Genomic DNA, 20,696 nt, shown 5'->3' with positions numbered 1-20,696 from the left:
CCGGCGGCCTCGCGCTCGTGAATGTGATTTCAAACAGCCTGTTTGGCTCAATATCCGGCTCAAGCGTGGCGGCAACATCCGCCATCGGCAGTTTCATGGTTCCCGAAATGGAAAAACAGGGTTACCCGCGCAGTTTCAGCGCGGCGCTCACAGCGTCGGCTTCCATTACCGGTCTTTTGATTCCGCCAAGCAATATACTCATCATTTATGCCGTTGCCAGCGGAGGCGTCTCCATTTCCGCACTGTTTGTGGCAGGCTACATCCCCGGCATCGCTGTTATGATCGGCCTGATGATCGTCAGCTTTTTCTACGCGCGGAAATCGAAGGACATCCTCCTCAACCCCGCCATGGAAAAAGGCACACTATTGCAAAAGACATGGGACGCATTTCCCTCTCTCTTCCTGATATTCCTGATTATCGGCGGCATCCTCGCTGGTATCTATACAGCAACAGAAGCTGGCGCCATTGCCGTTGCCTATGCCTTTGTGTTGTCAACATTCGTCTACAAAGAACTAAGCTTGGAAGACCTACCCAGCGTGTTGGTCAAGGGTGTGAAAACCACCGCCATGGTTATGTTCCTGATCGGAACCAGCATGGCCATGTCCTGGGTTCTGGCCTATGAAAATGTGCCGACAAGCGTTGCAGAGACACTGCTCAGCATTACAGACAACCCGATACTATTGTTGCTTATCATCAATATCACCCTGCTTATTGTCGGTGCATTTCTTGACATCACACCAGCGGTGTTGATTTTCACACCTATTTTCTTACCCGTCGCTGTCAGCCTCGGCATGTCACCACTGCAGTTTGGCATCATGCTGGTGCTCAACCTTTCCATTGGGCTGTGCACACCACCGGTGGGCAGTGTGCTGTTTGTGGCCTGTGCCGTTGCCCGCACAAAAATTACGGATCTGATCAAACCCCTTCTGCCAATGTACGGCGCCATGATCGCCGCCCTGCTGCTCGTGACATATGTCGCCGGTGTCAGCGAATTCCTGCCACGCCTGTTTGGCCTGATAGAATGAGGACTGCCATGATTTTCAGAAACACACACCCCGGCCTAAATCTTCGCACTCTGCCGTTGTTAGCAAGCGCCTTGTTACTTGCCGCCTGTGACCAGAACACGACCGGCGAGGCTGAAGAACAGCAGGTATTGGAAACCATAACCGCACAGGCCCAGACCCAAACCTACGGCGTTGAAAACCCGTCATCGTTCCAGCGGTCCCCGGTGCTTGGCTGGCAGCTAACTGACCTGGGTGTGACGGCAAATGAGCCAGAAAACCTGGCAGCGGAACAGGGCGGACAGCCCCTTCTGGTTCAGTTGCTGGACACAGACCGCGACGGCACTCCAGACCGCCTGATCACACAGCCTCCGCTTGGCGCCAACCAACATGACAGCCTGACTTTGTCGGTTGATCCCAAAAAAGCGGCAGCAGCAGCCGCTTTACCCGCTGGCGCACAGGCTGAGGTGTCCATCAAGGAAGGTGGGACATGGAACGAGCGGCACTATGACGGTGGTAATTTTGTCAACGTGCAATCCGTCACCTTGCCAGAGCAATACACCGACCATAGCGAATGGATTCGTTATGAGGGACCCGGCATCGAATCCGACAAGGTCGCCTACCGCATCTATCTGGACTGGCGTAACGGCTTCGATATCTTCGGCAAAAAGAAGCCCGGCCTTTATTTGCAGGATATCGGCCTGGACGGTTATGACAGCTATCACGAAATGGCTGACTGGGGCGCGGATATCCTGAAAGTCGGCGACAGCCTCGGCATGGGTGGCTTCGGCTTCTGGGACGGGCATAAAGCCATCCGTGTGGAGCAAACAACCGGGCGGCGCGCTTCCATTATCGCAAATGGCCCCCTGTTGTCTGAGATGGAAATCGACTATGAAAACTGGCAGGTGCCGGGCCATACAACAAACCTGAAAGCCACATTCACCATGACGGCAAGCAGCCCGCTCGTGCATGTGTCACTTGCAACAACGACCAGTCTGCCCAACATGGTCGCTGGCCTTGGCAAGCATGAAGCAGCAAACCTGCTGACAGGCGAAAAGGACGGCTGGAGCTACATCGCCACCTTTGGCCCACAAACCCTGTTTGATGACAATCTCGGCAAGTTCATCCTGTATCGGCAGACGAACGAAACCGCAGTTGTAGAAGATGAGCATAACCACGCCGTTGTCTTTGGTTCTACCGAAGACGGGGCAGACTATTATTTTGGTGCTGTATGGGCGGGCGAAGCAAATGGCATTCAAGACCAGACCGCATTCGAAGCCTATCTCCAACAGGAACTGGAACGACTCTCCAGCCCGATTGTACCGACAATGACCCCATAGGCGATGAACCCATAGGCCTCAAACCCATCGGTCATGAACCACGAATAGACCAAGCTTTAATCCCGCGCCCGCGCTGCGCGTTTGAGCATCCAGAAATACAGGAAAAGAGCATGTCAGTAGAATATGAATCACGGTACGCAGTCCACCCTCAGGACTACGTCGGTTACTCGAACAAACGGCTACGGGAAAATTTCCATGTGCCGGAAATTTTTGTCCCCAACAAAATCAAGCTTACCTACACACAGATAGACCGTTTCATTGTCGGCGGCGCAATGCCCGTAGACGGTCCTCTGGGTCTGGAAAGCATAGACCCCCTCAAAGCGGTACATTTTCTGGATCGCCGCGAGCTGGGCGCCATTAATGTTGGCGGCGCAGGCCGCATCAAGGTTGATGGTGAAACATACGACCTCAACTATAAAGATGCGCTTTATGTCGGCGCTGGCACCAAGAACGTCAGCTTTGAAAGTGTGGATCCGGCAAGGCCCGCCAAATTTTATCTGAACTCAACTTGCGCGCACAAACCGTGCCCGACCAAAAAGCTGTCACTTGAAGATGCGGTTAAAGTCGAGCTTGGCGCTCTCGAGACGTCCAATCACCGGGTGATCAACAAGCTTATGGTCAATGAGGTGGTGGAAACGTGCCAGCTACAGATGGGCATGACAGAGCTCAAACCCGGCAGTGTCTGGAACACAATGCCTGCACACACCCACAGCCGCCGTATGGAAACATACTTCTATTTTGAAGTGCCTGAAGAGCAGGCAGTTTGCCACTATATGGGCCCGCGCGAAGAAACCCGGCACATCTGGATGGCCAATGAACAAGCGGTCATCTCGCCTACATGGTCCATCCACTCTGGTGCCGGCACGTCCAATTATACCTTCATATGGGGCATGGCAGGTGAAAACATGGACTATGACGATATGGACAAGATTACGCCTGCTGAATTCGCGAAAGGGGAATAGCCATGGCGAACCTTGGCATGTTCGACCTCACCGGCAAGGTTGCGCTCGTAACCGGTGCGACCCACGGTCTTGGCATGGCGATGGCCAGTGGCCTGGCGAAAGCCGGGGCCACACTGGTCATTAATGGTCATTCCAGCGACGAAAAAATAGCCCGCGCCATCGAGGCCTATGCAAAGGAGGGCGTCACCGCCTGCGGATATCGCTTCGACGTCACCAGCGAAGACGAAATACAGGAAGCCACGGCCCGCATCGAAAAAGAGGTTGGCCCCATTGATATCCTTGTAAACAACGCTGCCATCATCAAACGCGTTCCTCTCCTTGAGATGGCCGTGGCCGAATGGGAAGAGGTCATCAAGACAGACCTCACCGGGGTTTTTGTCATGAGCAAATCCGTGGTTCCCGGCATGATAGAACGGGGCGGAGGCAAAGTGATCAACATTTGCTCAATGATGTCCGAACTGGGCCGCAACAGTGTTGGGGCTTACGCCGCTGCCAAAGGTGGCCTCAAAATGCTCACGCGAAATATGGCGACAGAGTGGGCCAAACATAATGTGCAGGTAAACGGCATTGGCCCGGGTTATTTTGCGACCAGCCAAACCGAACCCATCCGGGTCGATGGACACCCCTTCAACGACTTCATCCTGAACCGCACCCCCGCCGGCAAATGGGGCGACCCTGACGATCTTCAGGGCACCGCCGTGTTTCTTGCCTCGCAAGCCAGCGACTTTGTAACCGGGCAAGTGGTTTACGTGGATGGCGGTATTCTTGCCACCATCGGCAAACCCCACGGCGAGGCTTAAACCCTGCGGCACGAGCAGTTCGTTTAGCTGTCGCACTCTCGTGAATACTACAGACCCAGCAGCCCAGAACCGCCTGAGGGCGAGAGTTGAAAACCGGGGGAGCCGAAAGTGCAGTTAACAACAATCGACTGGGTGATCATCACCCTGGTGCTTGGCACTATTGTCGTTATCGGCAGCCTTGTCGCGCGGCGGGCATCAAAAAACAGCGCTTCCTTTTTTCTGGGAAACCGGCAGATGCCCTGGTGGCTTCTGGGCACCTCCATGGTGGCCACGACCTTTGCCGCAGATACTCCCAATCTGGTCACGGACCTTGTGCGAACCGGGGGGGTGTCGGCCAACTGGACATGGTGGTGTTTCCTGCTTACCGGCATGACCACCGCTTTTGTCTATGCAAAACTTTGGCGGCGTCTTGGGGTCACGACTGATAACGAGTTTTACGAGCACCGCTATAGCGGCAAACCTGCAGCCTTCCTTCGGGGGTTTCGCGCCATCTATCTCGGGGTGTTTTTCAATGTTCTGGTAATGGGCAATGTCACGCTGGCTGCGATCAAGTTTGGGGCGGTATTATTCAACATGTCGCCCGAAATGGTGGTTCTTATCGCTGGTGGCATTACGGTTATCTTTTCTGCGGCAGGTGGTTTTCTGGGCGTCCTGATAACCGACCTTATTCTTTTCGTCATTGCTATGGTCGGCGCTTTTCTCGCAGCCTTTTATGCCTTGTCGCACCCCGATGTTGGCGGGTTGGACGCCTTGGTAGCGCACGCCGCAGTCGCCCCCAAATTGGCGATGCTGCCTGATTTCAGCTCAATGGAAACCTTGGTGCCGCTCCTGATCGTGCCGCTTGCCGTGCAGTGGTGGGCAAGCTGGTACCCAGGGGCCGAGCCCGGCGGCGGAGGGTTCGTTGCACAGCGCATGCTGGCCGCAAAGAATGAAAAACATGCTGTGGCTGCGACCGTGTTTTTCAATTATGCGCATTATGCACTTAGACCCTGGCCCTGGATTTTGGTGGCCCTGGCATCACTTATTGTATTCCCTGACCTCGCGAGCCTTCGCACCGCTTTGCCCCATGTCGCACCCGGCATTGTAAAAGACGATCTGGCCTATGCGGCGATGTTGACCTTCCTGCCTGCTGGTTTGTTGGGTCTGGTTCTCGCATCCATTGTTGCTGCTTATGTATCTACCATCTCCACCAGCCTGAATTGGGGGGCGTCCTATATCGTCAACGATGTCTATATCAGGTTCGTGTCACCCTCCGCTTCACCCCAAGCCCAGGTTATGATGGGGCGCATTGTCACATTTATGCTGATGGGCCTGGCCATGTTGCTCGCGCTCCAGCTCGAAAGCGCTACCCAGGGCTTCAACCTCTTGCTGTCCGTCGGTGCCGGCACCGGCCTGTTGTTCCTGTTGCGCTGGTTTTGGCACCGCATCAATGCCTGGTCAGAGATCGCAGCGATGACCGCATCGTTCGTCGTCAGCATGGCTTTCAGCTTCGCCGAGCACGGTTTCGCACAGTGGCAAGTTTTCCTGCTTACTGTCGCTATCACCACCGCGATCTGGGTCCTTGTCACGCTCCTCACGCCTCGAACGGACGAAGCCACCCTGCGACGCTTCCGCAACATGGGCGGCTCATTTTTGCAAAAACAATCCGTTATCGCTGGTCTGTTCGCCATGTTCTGGGCTGTTTCCGGTGTCTATGCCCTGCTTTTCGGGACGGGCCACCTGCTCTACGGTCAGTATCATTATGCCGTGCCTCTTCTGGTATTCGCCGCGCTTGGGACGTGGAAAACGACACGTAACGTCAAGCAGATTCCAACCTGAAAGATCGTGTTCGGGTAGGATGCCCGCATGGCAAAAGGTACCTCCGCGCGGCTCAGCCGCCTGCGGCGCCATGGCACTTGACCAATGTCAATCATTTCACAACCATGCTTCGCTAGGTTGATACCAAGTTGAATGAATGAGGCATCTTGTGGAATACCTGCTTTCCCATTGTCAGGCGGTGATGGCAGACCATGGCGGTCTGCTTTTTACGCTTTTTCTAGGCGGCCTTATGGGCAGCGCAACGCACTGCGTAGGCATGTGCGGCCCTTTTGTAGTGGCGCAGACAACCAGCCTTCAGCAAACACCATCGCTTCTCAGGCGGGTGCGGGGGCTGGCGCTGATGCCATATCATTTGGGCCGGATGACAACCTATGTGATGCTGGGGGTGCTAGCTGCAAGCCTCTCTGGCATGATATTCAATGTGCCACTTCAGCGCGGTATCGCCATCGTGCTGCTCACCGTAGCCGGATTTCTGTTCCTTGCGAGCGCAGTTCCAGGCCTCAAGCGTTTGGTCGGCCCAAGAATGTTTCAGGGGTCTGTCGCTCGGTTTGGAGCCGCACTCGGTCATGTGGCCAAACCTTTTTTTACTCACCCCACGCCGTGGCACCGCTATGCGCTTGGGGTAACACTCGGATTTCTACCCTGTGGTTTGTTGGCCGCCGCCCTGATGGCGGTTGCGGCAACTGCAGAGCCTATCTCCGCCGCCTTCGGTATGGCGGCTTTTTGCGTGGGCACCATGCCTGCGCTTTTCCTCACCGGGGCAGGCGGGCGATATGCACTCGACCGCTTGCCCATTCGTTTCTCGACCCTTGCGCGCGGCGTGATGGTCTTCAACAGTCTCAGTCTTTTTATCATCGCCGGGGGCATGCTGTTACCAGCACATCACTAAGGGCAGGTCTATGACTAATCTTGCTGAAAAAATGAACTATAACGACGACATCGTGAAGCTATTCACGATCGCCACCATTTTCTGGGGTGTGGTCGGCTTTACTGTGGGCGTGTTTATCGCTCTGCAGATGGCTTTCCCGCAGCTCAATTTTGGTGAATATCTCACCTTTGGTCGCTTGCGGCCTGTACACACGTCGGCGGTGATCTTCGCCTTTGGCGGCAACGCACTGTTTGCCACCAGCTATTTTGTCGTGCAGCGCACCTGCCGGACAAGACTGTGGGGGGACGGCCTGGCAAAATTCACCTTCTGGGGCTATCAGGCCTTTATCGTGATGGCGGCGCTTGGCTATGTGCTGGGTGTTACCCAGGCCAAGGAATACGCCGAACCTGAATGGTACGCCGACCTGTGGCTGACCTTTGTGTGGGTGTCTTATCTTGTCGTCTTTATGATGACGCTGAAGAACCGGCGCGAACCGCACATCTATGTGGCCAACTGGTTCTATCTCGCGTTTATCGTGACAGTCGCTGTGCTGCACCTTGGCAATAATATCTCGATCCCCGTGTCGCTGACGGAAGCCAAAAGCTATTCGCTGTGGGGCGGTGTGCAATCCGCACTCATTCAGTGGTGGTATGGCCACAATGCTGTGGGTTTCTTCCTGACTGCCGGTTTCCTTGGCATCATGTATTATTTTGTGCCCAAGCGCGCCGGTCGCCCGGTCTATAGCTACCGGCTGTCGATCCTGCACTTCTGGTCGCTGATCTTCATATACATCTGGGCCGGGCCGCACCACCTGCATTATACCGCGCTGCCTGACTGGGCGCAGACCTTGGGCATGACCTTCTCTATCATGCTGTGGATGCCGTCCTGGGGTGGCATGATCAACGGGATGATGACGCTGTCGGGCGCATGGCACAAACTCAGGCAGGACCCTGTGCTGCAGTTCATGATTGTATCGCTGGCGTTTTACGGCATGAGCACGTTTGAAGGCCCGCTGATGTCAATCAAGACCGTAAACGCGCTTAGCCACTATACCGACTGGACCATTGGTCACGTCCACTCTGGTGCGCTTGGCTGGGTGGCCTTCATTTCCTTCGGGGCGCTTTATTACCTCGTGCCGGTTTTGTGGAAGAAGCAGTCGCTTTATTCGCTCAAGCTCGTGAGCCTGCACCTCTGGATCGCGACCATCGGCATCGTGCTTTATATCACGGCCATGTGGGTATCTGGCATCATGCAGGGCCTGATGTGGCGGTCGTATGACAGCATGGGCTTCCTTGAATACAGCTTCGTGGAAACCGTGATGGCCATGCATCCTTTCTATCTGATCCGGGCGCTGGGTGGTCTCCTGTTCCTCAGCGGCAGCCTGATCATGGTCTACAATCTGGTCAAAACGGTCCGGGGCAACAATGTGCCCGACAGGGTCGAGGGTGAAGACGTGCAAGCTGTGGAGACGGCCCATGCTTAAAAAACATGAAAGAGTGGAGAAAAACTCCATGCTGATGCTGATCCTGGTGGTGATCGTGGTCTCAATCGGTGGCATCATTGAAATCCTGCCCTTGTTCCGTATGGAAACGACGATCGAGCCGGTTAAGGGCGTGCGCCCTTATACCCCGCTTGAGGTCGCCGGACAGAATGTCTACATCCGCGAAGGTTGTTATAACTGCCACAGCCAGCAGATCCGCGCGCTTAGGGACGAAGTTGAGCGTTACGGCCACTATTCGCTGGCGGCGGAAAGCATGTATGACCATCCGTTCCAGTGGGGCTCCAAGCGCACGGGGCCTGACCTCGCGCGGGTCGGCGGCAAATATTCCGACGAGTGGCACGTACAGCATATGCGCAATCCCAAGGATGTGGTCCCGGAAAGCATTATGCCGCCCTATGCCCATCTGGCGCACAAGGGTGCCAAGCTTGATAATATCGAGGCCGACATCAGGGCGCTCAGGGCGGCAGGTGTACCCTACACCGACGAAATGGTGGCCAACGCCTATAATGACGCGATGGCACAAGCGCAGGATGAGAGCGACCATCATGATGGTCTGCTTGAGCGCTACGGCGAGAAGGTCAACTACCGCAACTTTGACAACCACGCTGTCACGACGGAGCTTGATGCGTTGATCGCCTATCTGCAGGTGCTGGGCACCATGGCCGAACTCAAGGACTATGTGCATGACGGCGCGGCCCGTTCCCGCCAAGAGGAGGGCGGCAAATGATCAGCTGGCTTTCTGAAAATGCCGGCATGACCGGCCTCTTGTTCTTCTTCGCTGTCTTTTGCGGCATTGCCATCTGGGCCTACCGCCCCGGCATGAAGGACAAACTGGAATCACACAAAAATATTCCTCTCAGAGGGGATGAAGCATGAGCAAGAAAAAAGATATCGATAGCTTTACCGGCATTGAAACAACCGGCCATGAATGGGACGGCATCAAGGAACTGAACAACCCGTCCCCGCGGTGGTGGCTGATCGTTTTCTTCCTGTGCTGCGTGTGGTCTGTGGGCTACTGGGTGGTATATCCTGCGTGGCCGACCTTCTCGGGCGATGGCGAACGGGGCGGCACAGCAGGCTCCATGGGCTGGACACAATATGACCAGCTCAAGGAACAGCAGGCTGAAATTCGCGCGCGCAAATCTGCCTATCTGGCAAGCTTTGAAGCCGCTTCCTTTGAGGAAGTGCAGGCCGACGAAGCACTTTATGCCTTTGCTGTCGCGGGCGGCGCGGCGGCGTTCAAGGATAACTGCGCAACCTGTCATGGCACCGGCGGCGCGGGTTCTGCGGGCTACCCCAACCTCAATGACGATGACTGGCTTTGGGGCGGCGACATTGACGCCATTCACGAAACCATCCGCGCCGGGGTTCGCGCAGGCCATGAAGAGACCCGTTTCTCTGAAATGCCCGCTTTTGGCGACATGTTATCCGACACGGAAATCGCCGACGTCGCCCAGCATGTCATGAGCCTCACACAGGATGTGCCTGGCAGCGCGGACGGTGCGCAGGTCTTCGCCGACAACTGCGCCGCCTGTCATGCGGATGACGGTACAGGGGACCATGGTCTTGGTTCGCCCAACCTTGCAGACGCCATCTGGTTTTATGGCGACACGAAGGCCGACATCATGTCGCAGGTTCGTAAACCCAAACATGGTGTAATGCCGTCGTGGGAAGCGCGGCTTGATGCGACCACCATTCGCCAGCTTGCTATTTATGTGCACTCACTGGGTGGTGGTGACTGATCACCCCTCCCTGTACAGCCCGGAGTATGAAACATGAGTGATAGTGCGGCCCCAGTGAAGCTTTTTGAGAAAAAAGAGCGCATCTTCCCGAAGCGCGTCTGGGGGACGTTTCGTAAACTCAAGTGGTTGGCCATGGTCGCCCTCTTGGGCATTTACTATCTGGCCCCGTTCCTGAGGTGGGACAGGGGGCCGCACGCGCCTGATCAGGCAATCCTGATCGATATGCCGGCACGCCGGGCTTATTTCTTCTTTATAGAGATATGGCCACAGGAAGTTTATTATCTCACCGGGGTTTTGATCCTCGCGGCGGTTGCGCTCTTTTTCGCCACGAGCCTGTTTGGCCGTGTCTGGTGTGGTTACGCCTGCCCGCAAACTGTCTGGACCGACCTGTTTGTCTGGGTTGAACGTATCGTGCAGGGCGACAGGGCCAAACGCATGCGGCTTGCCAAAGCCTCGTGGGGCTTTGAGAAAATCTGGAAAATGGCGCTGACCCACAGCCTGTGGCTGGTGATTGGCCTGCTGACGGGCGGTGCATGGGTTTTCTATTTCAACGATGCCCCTACGCTTCTGGAGAATATAATCCACCTTGATGTGCCCATGGGGGTGTTGGGCTGGATACTGGCACTGACTTTCTCGACCTACCTGATGGCCGGGTTCGCGCGTGAGCAGGTGTGCATGTATATGTGCCCTTATTCACGATTTCAGAGCGCCATGTTCGACCGTGACACCCTGATTATCGGCTATGATGAAAAACGCGGGGAACCACGCGGCAAATATAAAAAAGGCGATAGCTGGGACGACCGCGGCCACTGTGTCGACTGCACCGCCTGTGTGCAGGTTTGCCCCATGGGGATCGACATTCGTGACGGCCTGCAGATGGAGTGCATCGCCTGCGGCCTGTGTATCGACGCCTGCGACAACATCATGGACAAACTTGAACTGCCGCGCGGCCTGATACGCTATGATACCACACATAACCAGGAAGCCCGCGAGACCAAAACCAAGGAACGTTCGCACCTGCTGCGGCCCCGCACTGTGTATTATTCCGCCATTCTCGCCATTGTTGGCGGTGTCATGCTTTACGGCCTGATGCACCGCGCGCCGGTGGAACTGCATGTACTGCATGACCGCAATCCGCTGTTTGTCAAGCTGTCGGACGGGCGGGTCCGCAACGGCTATGATGTGAAAATTCTCAACAAGACCCATGAAGACAAAACCTATCAGCTTGTGGTGGAAGGTCTTGAGGGTGCCGAAGTGCGCGTTCAGGGAGCAGGCAAGCTTGACGCCACTGCACTGCCGGTCTTTGCTGACAGTGTGGCCCACTTCCGTGTGTTTGTGACAGCGGACAAGCCAAAAGATATCCGTTCAGAAGTCGACTTCCGTCTGGAAGAAATCGGCGGCGCAAACACAGACCGTTATGACGCTGTGTTCATGAGTGGCAAGCCCTAGGAGCGATGACGGTGAGCAACATAAAAGTTGAAGAAACAGGCATGCGGAAAAGCGACCGCTTGATCCCTTGGTATATCGTCGCTTTTTTTGTCGTGGTTGCCATCCTTGACGGTATCTTCGTTTATATTGCCACATCAACCCACACCGGCGTGGTGACGGACCAAGCCTACGACAAAGGCCTTGCCTATAATGAAACCGTGGCAGCGGCCGAGGCGCAAAACGCCTTGGGCTGGCAGGGCGAAATCACCCTCCATGACAAAGCCGAACTGTCCTTTGTCCTGCGTGACGCTGAAGGCAGCACGCTGAACGGCGCAACGGTGAAAGCTGTCTTTACCCGCCCGACCCAGGACGGTATGGATTTCAATGTGGATATGGTGGCAGGTGCTGACGGCGTATATACCGCCGCGATTAACCTGCCTGCGCTTGGCCTTTGGGATGTGCGTGTGTTCGCGCTTGAAGGAGAGCATGACTTCCAGGTGCACAGGCGCTTGGTGGTGAGGCCATAGTGCGCTGCCTGCACTGCGGTGAAACAACCGAAACAGATCAGGAATTTTGCTGCCCCGGATGCGAAGCCGCTCACGCCGCCGCCGCTGTCGCAGAGGCAGGAACAGGCCTTTCCCTGCTTGCCAGCGAAGATGACAACGGTGGTTATACCTTGACCTTGGGGGTTGAGGGTATTCACTGCGCGGCCTGTATTCGCCTGATCGAAAATGCCCTGATGGCCGAGGAGCATGTCACCCATGCGCGGGTGAACATGAGCACAAGCCGCGTGAACATGGCATGGCGCAGCGCGCGGGACTATGGCGACCATCTGGCGAATACCGTCACCAAACTGGGCTACCGCCTTCATCCGCTGGATAAGGCTGCTGATGCTGTGGACAAGGAAACCCGTTCGCTGTTGCGGGCGATCGCTGTCGCCGGTTTTGCCGCTGGCAATATGATGCTGATATCGGTGGGGCTGTGGTCCACCGACGCCACCACCATGGGTATGGCGACACGGGATCTGTTTCACTGGCTCTCGGCGCTGATTGCCCTGCCGACAGTGCTCTATGCCGGGCAAACGTTTTTCCGCTCGGCCGTTGCCGTGCTCCGGCAGGGGCACACCAATATGGATGTGCCTATCTCGATCGCAGTCACACTGGCCTGCGGCATGAGTGTTTTTGAAGCCTTCCGCCACGGCCAACATGTTTATTTCGATAGCGCGGTAATGCTGCTTTTTTTCCTGCTGATCGGCCGCTACCTTGATGCCCGCGCCAAGGGCAAGGCCCGGCAGACGGCGTCTGACCTGCTGTCCAAACTCTCAGGCATGGCCACGGTGTTCGAGGACGGCAAGGCCGTGCAGGTACCGATCAAAGAGCTCCGGGAAGGCATGCTTGTCATGGTGGCGGCGGGCGAGAGTATCGCGGCCGACGGTATTGTGGAAAAAGGCAGGTCAGAGGTCGATGTGTCGCTGATCACCGGCGAAACGATGCCAGAGGCAATCGCTGCTGGTCAGACCGTGTTTGCGGGTACCCTGAACCTTTCCGCCCCCCTTCAGGTGCGGGTCTCGAAGGCCACGAAAGACAGTTTGCTGAGCGAGATTGTACGCCTGATGGAAGTGAATGAGCAGGGCGGCGCGCGTTATGTGCGCCTCGCTGATAAGGCTGCCAGCCTTTACACGCCGGTGGTTCATGCCATGGGTGCGCTGACCTTTTTTGGTTGGTGGCTTTTGATGCAGGCACCCTGGCAGGTCTCTCTTCTGCACGCCGTCACTGTGTTGATCATTACCTGCCCCTGTGCGCTTGGCCTCGCCGTGCCGGTAGTGCAAGTATTGGCCAGCAGCAGGCTGATGAAGACAGGCATATTGCTTAAATCCGGCGATGCACTTGAGAAGCTCGCGGATGTGAACACGGTGGTGTTCGATAAAACAGGTACTATGACCATCGGTCACCCTGAACTTGCACACCATGATTTCAACAAACCGGATTTCCGCCTCGCGGCATCAATGGCTGCACATAGCCGTCACCCGCTATCGAAAGCGTTAAGCGCAGCATATGAGGGCGAGTTGATTGACATGGAGGTTACCGAAGTGCCCGGCTGCGGCCTTGAGGCTGGGTTTGAAGGGTGGACCATTCGCCTTGGCAGCCGGTCGTGGTGCGGTGATGCGGCGGCAGTGGCCGATAATGCGCTTGAACTGTGGCTGGCGATTGATGGGGAGGTACGCACGCGTTTTGCCTTTTCCGACCACCTGCGCCCGGACGCGGCAGAGGTGGTGGCAGCGCTCAAGGCGCGGGGTCTTGATGTACGCCTTCTCAGCGGCGACCGCCTTGCGGTGGCGGCGGCAATCGCAGATGAGGCCGGCATCACCGCCTACCGTGCCGAAGTCAGCCCGGTTGAGAAAAGTGACTATCTTCGCGCGCTGGAGCGTAGCGGAGCGAAAGTGCTAATGGTTGGCGATGGGCTCAACGATGCGCCCGCACTTGCCGCCGCCCATGTTTCCATGTCACCATCGACGGCGATGGATATTACGCAAAATACTGCCGACATTGTTTTTCAGGGTGGAAAACTTGCACCGGTTCTGGAGGCCTTTGAAGTGGCCGACCATTCCATGCGGCTGGTGCGGCAGAATTTTGGTCTGGCAATCCTCTATAACCTTGTCGCCATTCCGGTGGCGGTGCTTGGCTTTGTCACCCCGCTTGTGGCAGCCGCAGCCATGTCAGGCTCGTCACTTATCGTCATTCTCAATGCCTTTAGGCTCAACCTTGGGCGAGACCACTGATGGATATTCTGCTTTATCTGATTCCCATCGCGCTTACGCTTGGTTTAATTGGCCTCGCGGGCTTTCTGTGGGCGATGAAAAACAACCAGTATGACGACCTTGAAGGTGCAGCCCACCGCATTCTTTTCGATGAGGATGATGACGCGCCGCCCACCCCGGTGAACAATACCGACAAGGTGTGACATTCCGCCGCATAGAGCCTTGAAAATACTATAGAATTGACGATCGTCAAGCCATTTTTCCACTGCGTTCTGTATCACTGCTTCAGAACAAATTATGAGGAAAATCCCATGCGTATCTCAACTCTTCTGAAAGCCTCCGTTTGTGCTCTTGCCGTTCAGGCAGTGGCCGTCCCCGTAATGGCAGAAGGTGGCAACAGCCCATGGCTTGTACGCCTGCGCGCCATTGATGTGGTGCCGGATGAAAGCTCTACACTGTCCATTGGCGGTGAAGCCAAGGTTGACAGCACCATCGTGCCTGAGCTGGATATCAGTTACTTCTGGACCAAGAATGTTGCGACCGAGCTTATTCTGGCGACGACAAAACACAATGTTCAGGCTATCGGCACCGCGATTGGCGATGTTGACCTCGGGCACTCCTGGTTGCTGCCACCAACACTATTGATGCAATACCATTTCAATGCAGATGGCGGCGTGAAGCCTTATCTTGGGGCCGGTGTGAACTACACCTTTTTCTACAACGATAACCCCGGTGATGTGACGGATATCGACTATGATAACGGCTTTGGCCTTGCCCTGCAGGCTGGTGTTGATTTTCATATCAAGGACAACTGGTATTTTAACGTCGACGCCAAGAAACTGTGGCTCAACACTGATGTGTCCATCAATGGTGGTGCGGTCACAGCGGATGTAGACCTTGACCCATGGATTTTAGGCGTTGGTTTTGGCTACCGCTTCTAATTTTCCCAGATACTGTTTTCATGGGGCGATACCCCGAAAAGAAGCCCGCAGCACAATGTGTCGCGGGCTTTTGTTGTGCGGGGATTGACAGAATCAGCTATCCGTCAAGCGGTCATTAACGGCCCTGTCAGCTTTCAAGCCGTTAGTGGCTAAGCCACCTGTGCGTGGCGCGCGGTATCGGGCTGCAGATAGGCGTCAAAAGCCGCGCAGGCCAGCCGCACCGCCTGCCGGGCTTGTTCCGGCACTGTGATGTGGCGGCCTTTTAGGGTAATAAGGCCGTCTGCGGCCAGTTCATACAGGGCTGGCAGCACATCATCCAGATAGTCCCGTGGTTTGCCATGCGAGGCGGTAAAGAGCTCAAGGTCCAGCTCGAAGTAACACATCAGCTCCTCGATGGCAGCGCGGCGTATTCTGTCCTCATTCGTCAGCTCCCTACCCTTGATCACCGGTGCAATATTGCCCGCCACAGCGGCTTCATAATCGGCGGCGACCAGCGTATTCTGGACATAGCCCTGCGGCAGAGCACTGATAGCCGACACACCAAAACCAATGAGCGCATCCGCTTTATCGGTGGTATAGCCCTGAAAATTACGCTTCAGGGTACCGTCTGCCAGCGCGACGGCCATGGTGTCGGTGGGGCGGACAAAATGATCAAGGCCGATGGCCTGATAGCCGCGGGCTTTAAGCCGCTTTGCTGCCACCTCGAACTGGGTCAAACGCACGTCACCGTTCGGCAACGCATCTTCGTCAATCAGCCGCATATGTTTCTTCATCCACGGCACATGGGCATAGCCAAAAAGCGCGATCCGGCTAGGACCAAGAGCGGCGGCAAAATCCACGTTCTCCTGAACATCGGCGGTCGTCTGGTGGGGCAGGCCATAAAGCAGGTCCATATTGATGTCCTCAATGCCATATGCCTTGAGGAGCTGAACTGTGTCATAAATCACATGGAAAGGTTGGCGGCGCCCAATCGCCTTCTGCACATGGTCATGGAAGTCCTGCACGCCAAGGCTGACGCGGGTCACACCGGCTTTGGCGTAAGCGGCGACTTTGGCCTCGGTGACTTCGCGCGGGTCAAGTTCGACGGCAATTTCAGCATCTTGCTCTGGCACATAAAGCTGGCGTACCGTTGTCATGATGCGGGTGAAATCCTCCGGCGACAGCATGCTGGGCGACCCGCCGCCAAAATGTATGTGGCCCACGGACTGCCCGCCGGACAGCCGCTCGCGCACCAGCTGCATTTCCTCAATAAGAGTGTCCACATAGCTTGTCACCGGTGCATATTGGCGTGTCGCCTTGGTGAAACAGCCACAATACCAGCAGATCTGCCGGCAATAGGGAATGTGAACATAAAGCGAGAGCGAGGCACCGTCTTTCAGGTCCATCAACCAGCTTGTGTAGGTGTCGGGCGTGACCGAGGCCGAGAAGTGCGGCGCGGTCGGGTAACTGGTGTATCTTGGCACCTGCCGGTTAAAATTGAGCAACGCCTCACGCATCTTTGATGTCACTTCTCTTCCTTACTTTTCACCCCGCAATGTCGCTTTCTACCAGACGGCCGTGTCCGGAGGCTTGATATAGATCAAGGGCGGCTTAAATTCGGTACTACCGTTGGCAGGAACACGAGCCCTCGTATGCACCGCACGCCGTGACCTTGGTAAAATTGATAAAATTAATCCAATATTATCAATTGATTAGACAAAAATTCGCAACAGTTCTTAAGCTCCCTTTTACACACCAAATGCCATGCTCAAGCGATAGACAACTCCCAATCAGGCAATTTGGAGACTGAAAATGCGCATTGTCGCTGTCACGTCACAAAAAGGGGGGTCAGGCAAAACCACCCTTACAGGCCACCTTGGTGTGGCCGCAGAACAGGCGGGTGCGGGGCCCGTTGCGCTCATTGATACCGACCCGCAAAGCAGCTTATCGGACTGGTGGGCCGCGCGGCAAGCCGACAGCCCCGCGTTCGCACAGGGCACAGTCGGCCATTTGGCGGAAATGCTGCAGAACATGAAGGAGCTTGGCATCAAGCTCGTTTTCGTTGACACGCCGCCTGCGATCACCCGTTCAATTCAGGCCGTGATCCAGCGCGCAGACCTTGTGATTATTCCGACCCGCCCAAGCCCACATGACCTTCGCGCTGCAGGCGCCACCGTGGACCTTGCTGAGCGCGCAGGAAAACCGCTGGTATTCGTTGTCAATGCCGCAACCGCACGGGCCCGCTTGACCGGCGAAGCAGCGATCGCCCTTTCTCAACACGGCACAGTTGCGCCAACCATCATCCACAACCGGCAAGACTTTGCCGCAAGCATGATTGACGGTCGCACTGTTATGGAGGCTGCTGCTGGCGGTCGGTCGGCTCAAGAGATCTGCACGCTATGGCGCTATGTTGACAGCAGGATAAAACGCTTACCCGTAAGGGGAAATTTCAAGGCCAGCGCACTTCATCGCAACGCCTTTGGTACGCGCACTGCGTTTGCGAACCACCCATAGTATCGAGGAAAGGAACGTCCAATGAGCATGGCATCCCTGAGCGCGGACCTTCTTACGCGGCAGGCGCAGCGAGAGGTTCGCCGACACGGCCGCACCCTTACCTCGTCTCCGGCAATACCGGTGGTCGCCACTGTCACCCGACCCGTCACCTTGCCGACGCCTCAACTGCAACGCCCCGCCCCAAAACCAGACCGGCAGCGGAAAACGCTTCGATTGGACAGGGAAACTCACCGGGCCCTCAAACGACTAGCGAAACAAAAAGGCGTCTCCCAGCAATCCCTGATGGAGCGGGCCGTCTCGCGGATGTTAAAAAACGAGAACGCGTTGCACACCAACACCAATAAGGCCTAGTTGTGCTTATTCTTCTTTCGGCGGCTTGGCAAAACAGTCGTGTCCGGCACGCTTGAGGGCCACACAGTGGCGTACCGCATCCTGTATATTGTCAACGGGTCCAAACAATAGACGATAAAGCCCGGGGCGATTTGTATTCTCGACTACTTCGGTAAACATGTCTGCGACATCGGTTTTTGGGTTGGCAATAATACTTGCCTGCAATTTCTTTATCTCTTCCTCACTCATCGCGAAACCGACTTCAAGGTGCCATACATCGTCCCAGTCCTCAGGTTTCTCCGTTTTGCCCCGGGTTTCCTCATAATTTTTGATGATAGTGTCGGCGTCGTCGGTGACGAGTTCAAGCGCCAAAGGCCGTTCATCAAATCCTTCCACGATCATATTATCGGCAAAATCAAGCGCCGTGGCGCGAGCCTCAAGGCTTAACTGCTCCCGCATGGCTGGTTCTGCCTCGATAGCGGGGCCGTATTGCAGGCGCGCGGCACGCGTCAGCAGGCCGAACGCACGAACCGGGTCAGGTAGCACGCCCCCGTCACCGTTCCAGTAGACCATGCCCAGAAGATACATGGCCTCCGGTTCTCCCTTGAGAGCCAGCTCCTGCCATATTCCAATTGCCTCTTTATATTCGGCTTCCGTCTCGCGACCCTCGAAAAACAGGATGTTAGCCAGACTAAGCGAAGCACGCCTATGCCCCAGACGGGCTGCGAAACGGTAGTACATCATCGCGACAGACTCAGAGGCTTCCTTACCGGCGCCCAGTCGGTTGATCTCCGCCAGGTGGAAAAAGGCGTCAGCGTTCCCGTTTTCCCCCATACGCCGCAGCAGGTCGATACCCGCTTCCGGGTTACCTTCGCGGATCAGCGTCAACGCGTCATCAATTTCTGATTCTGCAAAATCAGGCCCAGTCAGATCCGTGGGCACCCGGTCCAGCCGATCACCCTCGTCATCCTGCGCATCCACAGAAGCGGCGAATATCGCAACCCCAAGCGTTAAGCAGACAAGTTGAGTGTGGAACATATACCTCACAGGATAAATCTCTATTTTTAATCAATTTTACTGAAATTACAGTTAAAAGCCCCGGCGTCAATTAAAGCTTCTTTCATGGGTGCGCGCTATGCTGTTTTTGAGAACATCAGGCAACCCACGCTGAAAAGCGAGACAGTTATGAATACAACAGGAACCGCAACGCTGCTTCTCGTCGGCTTTGCAATGATAGGCCTTGCGGGCTGTAGTCAGCATACCCCTCCGACCGCTGGCACTGCAGCGTCCAAGCATGCGCTAAAGGATGAGACAGTCACAACACAGAGTGCTGCGACAAAAAGCGGAGGTATCCTAACCATTGCACAAGGCCTGGCCGCCGAGGGCAATCACGGCGCCGCCATCCCCCTTTATCGTCACAGCGCAACAGCAACCGGATCACCGGCGGCTATTACAGGGCTTGCGAAAAGCTTGGCCGCCCTTGGCAAGCACGACACCGCAGTATCCCTGCTTGAGGACCTTGCGGCACGCTCTCAGTTGTCGGGCGACGGCTGGTATATTTTAGGCAAATGCAGGTTGGCACTGGGTAAATTTGAACAAGCCCTTATTGCGTTTGATGCCGCGCTACTCATCTCGCCGGGTGACCAGGGGTCACTATCAGCACGGGGAATCACCCTGGCCGCGCTTGGCCGTACCGGAGACGCGATAGCATCTTACCAGACCACCACGGACCCCATGGCACTTTCCAACCTCGCGCTGATCTTTGCAGTCACCGGTAAACCGGAAGCCGCCGTAAACATCTTGGCGCCAATCATTCGGAGTGGTCGAGCATCCGCCCATGACAGACAGAACCTTGCCATGGCCTATCTGCTGGCGGGTCGTAAAGCGGATGCCTGGCAGATGGCGCGGCTGGATCTCGATCCGACTACCATAGATGAAACATTCACTTTCTATCGCTCTCTCGCCAGCATGCCCGTCAAACACCGCATGCAGGCGCTCATAACCGGAACGATTGAGCCAGAATGGACAACTGCAGAAGCCGGTAACCTTGTTTTGGGTGACCAACCCTCAGCGGCCGCCGCCGCCATCCGGATAACGGAGACTACCGTCACGGTATCAAAATCTGCCAAAGCTCCGGCAATACAGCAAGCGCAGGCTGGCACCAGCAAAGAAGCGGCTGAGGAAACACGCCACGCCGCTACCATAGATAGCGCTGGTATCGCCAACTATGAGTTGACCGAGGTTCCGCCCCTTGTGGAGCCGGGAGGCTGGGCTTTACAAATTGGCGCCTACAGGACAACCCGGGCATTGATGCGGGGCTGGACCATCCTCTACCGGGCTAATGCAGATTTGTTAGACAATATCCCGCCGCGTCGATCAGAAGTAAATTTTGGCGACACGGACGGCAAACCGACCGGCTTTTATCACCGCCTGAATGCCGGGCCGCTCAAGAGCCTTGCAGGCGCGCGTGCGCTATGTGCTAAACTTATCGCACGAGGGACCGCGTGCTGGGTACGCCCGCCCGAACACAGCGAACAGGCGATGAACAGCCCTTCGGCGTCGGATAAGAAGCGCACCTCAAAAGTGCTACAATAAGCTTCTGCGCCCTGACGTGGCACGCTTTTCTCTTCATCAGTGTTTTATGCTTGAAGAATACGGCCGGCATCCCCAAACTCTATGTGTACAGGCCCCTCACGACGAGGGACCAGCGCTGC

General features: G+C 56.0%; 19 protein-coding genes. 17 read left to right on the top strand and 2 right to left on the bottom strand.

Going from position 1 to position 20,696, the window contains the following annotated elements; translation table 11 throughout:
• From ACN0VM_RS02480 to ACN0VM_RS02410, 15 genes are all read left to right on the top strand, one after another.
• Nucleotides 1-1,025, top strand: a 1,025-nt coding sequence (locus ACN0VM_RS02480; protein WP_417449246.1) for a TRAP transporter large permease, incomplete at its 5' end; no start/stop codon positions are given.
• Between the two features lie 8 nt (nucleotides 1,026-1,033).
• Nucleotides 1,034-2,341 carry a DUF4861 family protein gene (locus ACN0VM_RS02475; protein WP_417449245.1) on the top strand — a complete coding sequence of 436 codons (1,308 nt, stop codon included), beginning with the start codon at nucleotides 1,034-1,036 and terminating at the stop codon, nucleotides 2,339-2,341.
• A 110-nt stretch (nucleotides 2,342-2,451) separates the two neighbouring features.
• On the top strand, nucleotides 2,452-3,303 hold the full coding sequence (gene kduI, locus ACN0VM_RS02470) for a 5-dehydro-4-deoxy-D-glucuronate isomerase (RefSeq protein ID WP_417449244.1): 852 nt from the start codon (nucleotides 2,452-2,454) through the stop codon (nucleotides 3,301-3,303).
• A gap of 2 nt (nucleotides 3,304-3,305) precedes the next feature.
• Nucleotides 3,306-4,103 carry a gluconate 5-dehydrogenase gene (locus ACN0VM_RS02465; protein WP_417449243.1) on the top strand — a complete coding sequence of 266 codons (798 nt, stop codon included), beginning with the start codon at nucleotides 3,306-3,308 and terminating at the stop codon, nucleotides 4,101-4,103.
• A gap of 108 nt (nucleotides 4,104-4,211) precedes the next feature.
• Nucleotides 4,212-5,921 (top strand): sodium:solute symporter family protein, encoded by a 1,710-nt coding sequence (locus tag ACN0VM_RS02460; protein ID WP_417449242.1) that lies wholly within the window; start codon nucleotides 4,212-4,214, stop codon nucleotides 5,919-5,921.
• Between the two features lie 136 nt (nucleotides 5,922-6,057).
• The gene (locus tag ACN0VM_RS02455) at nucleotides 6,058-6,810 is read left to right on the top strand and encodes a sulfite exporter TauE/SafE family protein (RefSeq protein ID WP_417449241.1); all 753 of its coding nucleotides are present in this window, start codon (nucleotides 6,058-6,060) and stop codon (nucleotides 6,808-6,810) included.
• A 10-nt stretch (nucleotides 6,811-6,820) separates the two neighbouring features.
• Nucleotides 6,821-8,272: a cytochrome-c oxidase, cbb3-type subunit I gene (gene ccoN / locus ACN0VM_RS02450; protein WP_417449240.1), complete on the top strand. Its 1,452-nt coding sequence runs from the start codon at nucleotides 6,821-6,823 to the stop codon at nucleotides 8,270-8,272.
• Entirely contained in the window at nucleotides 8,265-9,017 is a 753-nt protein-coding gene (ccoO, locus tag ACN0VM_RS02445; protein WP_417449239.1) for a cytochrome-c oxidase, cbb3-type subunit II, read from the top strand. Before ccoN ends, ccoO begins: the two co-directional genes overlap by 8 nt.
• Nucleotides 9,014-9,166: a cbb3-type cytochrome c oxidase subunit 3 gene (locus ACN0VM_RS02440; RefSeq protein WP_417449238.1), complete on the top strand. Its 153-nt coding sequence runs from the start codon at nucleotides 9,014-9,016 to the stop codon at nucleotides 9,164-9,166. The genes ccoO and ACN0VM_RS02440 overlap by 4 nt, the downstream gene beginning before the upstream one ends.
• Nucleotides 9,163-10,032, top strand: a complete 870-nt coding sequence (gene ccoP, locus ACN0VM_RS02435) for a cytochrome-c oxidase, cbb3-type subunit III (protein WP_417449237.1) — start codon at nucleotides 9,163-9,165, stop codon at nucleotides 10,030-10,032. The genes ACN0VM_RS02440 and ccoP overlap by 4 nt, the downstream gene beginning before the upstream one ends.
• Before the next feature lie 33 nt (nucleotides 10,033-10,065).
• Complete coding sequence (gene ccoG / locus ACN0VM_RS02430) at nucleotides 10,066-11,481, top strand: cytochrome c oxidase accessory protein CcoG (protein WP_417449236.1); 1,416 nt, start codon at nucleotides 10,066-10,068, stop codon at nucleotides 11,479-11,481.
• A gap of 11 nt (nucleotides 11,482-11,492) precedes the next feature.
• Entirely contained in the window at nucleotides 11,493-11,987 is a 495-nt protein-coding gene (locus tag ACN0VM_RS02425; RefSeq protein ID WP_417449235.1) for a FixH family protein, read from the top strand.
• The gene (locus ACN0VM_RS02420; RefSeq protein WP_417449234.1) at nucleotides 11,987-14,239 is read left to right on the top strand and encodes a heavy metal translocating P-type ATPase; all 2,253 of its coding nucleotides are present in this window, start codon (nucleotides 11,987-11,989) and stop codon (nucleotides 14,237-14,239) included. The genes ACN0VM_RS02425 and ACN0VM_RS02420 overlap by 1 nt, the downstream gene beginning before the upstream one ends.
• Nucleotides 14,239-14,421, top strand: coding sequence for a cbb3-type cytochrome oxidase assembly protein CcoS (gene ccoS / locus ACN0VM_RS02415; protein WP_417449233.1), 183 nt, complete (start codon nucleotides 14,239-14,241; stop codon nucleotides 14,419-14,421). Before ACN0VM_RS02420 ends, ccoS begins: the two co-directional genes overlap by 1 nt.
• 108 nt (nucleotides 14,422-14,529) lie before the next feature.
• Nucleotides 14,530-15,159 (top strand): OmpW/AlkL family protein, encoded by a 630-nt coding sequence (locus ACN0VM_RS02410; protein WP_417449232.1) that lies wholly within the window; start codon nucleotides 14,530-14,532, stop codon nucleotides 15,157-15,159.
• Between the two features lie 149 nt (nucleotides 15,160-15,308).
• On the opposite strand, the gene hemN is transcribed toward ACN0VM_RS02410, so the two are convergent.
• Complete coding sequence (hemN, locus tag ACN0VM_RS02405) at nucleotides 15,309-16,667, bottom strand: oxygen-independent coproporphyrinogen III oxidase (protein WP_417449231.1); 1,359 nt, start codon at nucleotides 16,665-16,667, stop codon at nucleotides 15,309-15,311.
• Between the two features lie 283 nt (nucleotides 16,668-16,950).
• Here hemN and ACN0VM_RS02400 point away from each other — a divergent pair, with 283 nt between their 5' ends.
• Entirely contained in the window at nucleotides 16,951-17,652 is a 702-nt protein-coding gene (locus ACN0VM_RS02400) for an AAA family ATPase (protein ID WP_417449230.1), read from the top strand.
• Between the two features lie 357 nt (nucleotides 17,653-18,009).
• Here ACN0VM_RS02400 and ACN0VM_RS02395 read toward each other — a convergent pair whose 3' ends face one another.
• Nucleotides 18,010-19,020: an SPOR domain-containing protein gene (locus ACN0VM_RS02395; RefSeq protein ID WP_417449229.1), complete on the bottom strand. Its 1,011-nt coding sequence runs from the start codon at nucleotides 19,018-19,020 to the stop codon at nucleotides 18,010-18,012.
• A gap of 147 nt (nucleotides 19,021-19,167) precedes the next feature.
• Between ACN0VM_RS02395 and ACN0VM_RS02390 the strand changes: the two genes are divergently transcribed.
• Complete coding sequence (locus tag ACN0VM_RS02390) at nucleotides 19,168-20,577, top strand: tetratricopeptide repeat protein (RefSeq protein ID WP_417449228.1); 1,410 nt, start codon at nucleotides 19,168-19,170, stop codon at nucleotides 20,575-20,577.
• Nucleotides 20,578-20,696 lie beyond the last annotated feature (119 nt).

The sequence above is a fragment of the Kordiimonas sp. genome (assembly GCF_048260245.1).
Classification (GTDB): Bacteria; Pseudomonadota; Alphaproteobacteria; order Sphingomonadales; family Kordiimonadaceae; genus Kordiimonas.
The sequence above is the reverse complement of the archived record's forward strand: the minus strand, read 5'-3'. Positions and strand labels throughout refer to the sequence as shown.